At 68.8% G+C, this 3,219-nt stretch carries 3 protein-coding genes and 1 pseudogene; all 4 read left to right on the top strand.

Features of this window, described 5'->3' with window-relative positions; all coding sequences use genetic code 11:
- Positions 1-512, top strand: a pseudogene (locus tag NI18_RS17705) (amino acid dehydrogenase); the annotation flags it as partial.
- 148 nt (positions 513-660) lie between these two features.
- Entirely contained in the window at positions 661-1,386 is a 726-nt protein-coding gene (gene ccmC, locus NI18_RS17700) for a heme ABC transporter permease CcmC (RefSeq protein ID WP_037531866.1), read from the top strand.
- A 111-nt stretch (positions 1,387-1,497) separates the two neighbouring features.
- On the top strand, positions 1,498-1,944 hold the full coding sequence (gene ccmE, locus NI18_RS17695; protein WP_031395338.1) for a cytochrome c maturation protein CcmE: 447 nt from the start codon (positions 1,498-1,500) through the stop codon (positions 1,942-1,944).
- On the top strand, positions 1,941-3,219 hold a 1,279-nt coding region (locus tag NI18_RS17690), incomplete at its 3' end, for a heme lyase CcmF/NrfE family subunit (protein WP_037531863.1). The genes ccmE and NI18_RS17690, both read left to right, overlap by 4 nt.

Below are 3,219 nucleotides of genomic sequence, written 5' to 3'. Positions count from 1 at the left end.
GTCGCGATCAGCGTCGGCTCGGTCGGCGGCGGGCTCGCCCGGCTGCTCGCGAAGGACGGCGCGGTGCTGACGCTCGCGGACGCGACGAGGGCCGCGCGCAGGCGCTGGCGGGTGAACTCGGCGCGACCGCAGTCCCCGCCGAGGCGATCCTGACGACCGACACCGACATCTTCAGCCCGAACGCGCTGGGCGCGATCCTGACCGAAATGTCGATCGCCGCGCTCAAGGCAAAGGTCGTCGCGGGCGGCGCGAACAACCAGCTCAGCGTCCGCGAGGACGGCGCGCGACTGCACGCACGCGGCATCCTCTATGCGCCGGATTACGTGATCAACGCGGGCGGCATCATCAATGTCGGGCTCGAATATCTCGGCCAGGGCGACGAAGCCGAAGTGAAGGCGCGGATCGCACGCATCCCCGAGCGGCTGATCCAGGTCTGGGACGAGAGCGACCGCAGCGGCGAACCGTCGTCCGACGTCGCCGATTCGATCGCAAAGCGCCTGATCGGCCGTTAAATCCTTCTCCCTCCGGGGAGAAGGTGGCGCAAAGCGCCGGATGAGGGGGCGTGGCGCGCGCGACCACATACCCCTCATCCGCCCGCCCTCTCCCACGTGGGGAGGGGGGCTTTAAGTCCGTGACGACTTGCCATAGTGGTAACACCCAGTGGCCACCCTGCACGCCCTTGCCAATCCCGCGCGCTTCCTGAAGATCGCCAGGCCGCTGACGCCTGCTTTGTTCTGGGCGGGCGTCGCGCTGATCGCGCTGGGCTGCTGGGCGGGACTGACGCAGACCCCGCCCGACTATCTGCAGGGCGAGACGGTGCGGATCCTCTACATCCATGTTCCCGCCGCCTGGCTCGGCATGGGCGGCTGGAGCGGGATCGCGATCTCCAGCATCATGCTGCTCGTCTGGCGTCATCCGCTGGCCGGCATCGCCGCACGCGCGATCGCGCTGCCTGGTGCGGTGTTCGCGGCTTTGTGCCTGATGACCGGCTCGATCTGGGGACGGCCGACCTGGGGGACGTGGTGGCAATGGGACGGGCGGCTGACCTCGATGCTGCTGCTGTTCTTCGTCTATCTCGGTTATATGGCGCTGGCGAAAGCCGATGCGGACCGCGGCGGCGACAGTCGCGTGCCTGCACTCTACGGCCTGGCCGGATCGGTGCTGCTGCCGATCATCCGCTATTCGGTGATCTGGTGGAACACGTTGCATCAGGGGCCGAGCATCGGGCTGACCAAGTCGACGATCGACGGCGCGATCCTCTGGCCGCTGCCGATCATGCTCGCGGGCTTCACCTTCGTCTTTGCGGGAATCGTGCTGATGCGGATGCGGACCCTGCTCGCCACCGCCAAGGCCGAGGCGCGGATGCGTCGGATGGCCAGAGCGTGAAGGTGCGCGCATGACCGCCTGGCCGTTCGTGATTGCCGCCTATGCCGTGACGCTGGGCGGCGGCGCCGTCGTCGCACTGCTCAGCTATCTGGCGATGCGGAAGGCGGAGCGATGAAGGCCAAGCATCAGCGGCTCACCCTCGCGCTGCTCGCGCTCGGCGCGGTCGTCGTCGCGGGGCTGCTCGCTCTGTCCGCGCTGAAGGACCAGGCGTCGTTCTTCTACGCGCCCTCCGACGTGAAGCGCGACGGGCTGCCGCTCGGCCGCGCGGTCCGGCTTGGCGGCATGGTCGCGGACGGATCGGTCAAGCGCGCCGCGGACGGGGTCACCGTCCACTTCACCGTCACCGACGGTGCCGCGACCACGCCCGTCGTCTTCGCCGGAATCGTCCCGAACCTGTTCCGCGAGAAATCGGGGGTCGTCGCCGAGGGGCAGTTCCAGCCCGACGGCCGCTTCGTCGCGTCCAACCTGCTCGCCAAGCACGACGAGAAATACATGCCCCCCGAAATGGCGGGCAAGATGCACGAGACCAAGACGCTCGCACCGGACCGCGGTTCATGATCGCCGAAGCCGGACTCGCGGCGCTCTGGCTCGCCGGCGCGCTGGCGGCGCTGCAACTCGCGATGGCGGTGATCGGGATCGCGCGCGGCCGCGACGACGTTGCCGCGGCGGTGCGGCCGGTGGCGATCGTCCAGAGCGTCCTCGCCGCGCTGGCGATGGCGCTGCTGATCAACCTGTTCCTCAACTCCGACATGTCGGTAAAGCTGGTCGTCGAGAACAGCCATTCGGCGAAACCCTGGCTCTACAAGTTCGCCGGCGCCTGGGGCAATCACGAGGGGTCGATGCTGCTCTGGGTGACGATCCTGGGGCTGGCGGGCGGCGCGGTCGCGATCTTCGAACGGTCGCTGCCCGAACGCACTTTGGTCGCGACACTCGGCGCGCAGGCGACGATCGCGCTCGGTTTCTACGCGTTCCTGCTCTTCTCCTCCAATCCGTTCGCGCGGCTGACCCCGGCGGCACCCGACGGGCTGGGGCTCAACCCGCTGCTCCAGGACCCCGGCTTGGCGTTCCACCCGCCGACGCTCTACACCGGCTATGTCGGGCTTTCGGTCGCCTTCTCGTTCGCAGTCGGTGCGCTGGTCACGCGTGACGTCGGACCGGGCTTCGCCAAAGCGATGCGCCCTTGGGTGCTGATCGCGTGGATCTTCCTGACGCTCGGCATCACTGCTGGCAGCTACTGGGCCTATTACGAGCTCGGCTGGGGCGGCTGGTGGTTCTGGGATCCGGTCGAGAATGCGTCGCTGATGCCGTGGCTCGCGGCGACCGCGCTGCTCCATTCGGTGACGGTGCTGGCGACGCGCGACGGGCTGCGTGCGTGGACGATCATGCTCGCGGTGGTCGCCTTCTCGATGTCGATGATCGGCACGTTCCTGGTGCGCTCGGGCATCCTGACCAGCGTCCACGCCTTTGCGGTCGATCCGGAGCGCGGCGCGTTCATCCTCGCGCTGCTCGCCATCTATATCGGCGGCGCGCTCGCTCTGTTCGCCGCGCGGATCGGGACCGTGCGCGCGGGCACGACCTTCGATCCGGTCAGCCGCGAGGGCGGGCTGGTCGCGAACAATCTGCTGCTGTCGGTGATCCTCGGCATCGTCCTGATCGGCACGCTCTACCCGATCGTCGCGGCGAGCTTCGGCGTGCAATTGTCGGTGGGGCCGCCCTTCTTCAACAAGGCGGCGGGGCCGATCGCGCTGGCGCTGGTCGCGGTGATGGCGGTCGGGCCGCTGCTGCGCTGGCGTCGTGACGAGGCGAGGGCGGTCGTCGGCCGCGTCGCGCTGC

Origin of the sequence: Sphingomonas sp. Ant20 (assembly GCF_000783375.1) — a bacterium.
In the GTDB taxonomy this organism is placed as follows: Bacteria; Pseudomonadota; Alphaproteobacteria; order Sphingomonadales; family Sphingomonadaceae; genus Sphingomonas; species Sphingomonas aerolata.
Note: the sequence above shows the minus strand (reverse complement) of the source record. Positions and strands in the feature narration are given on the sequence as shown.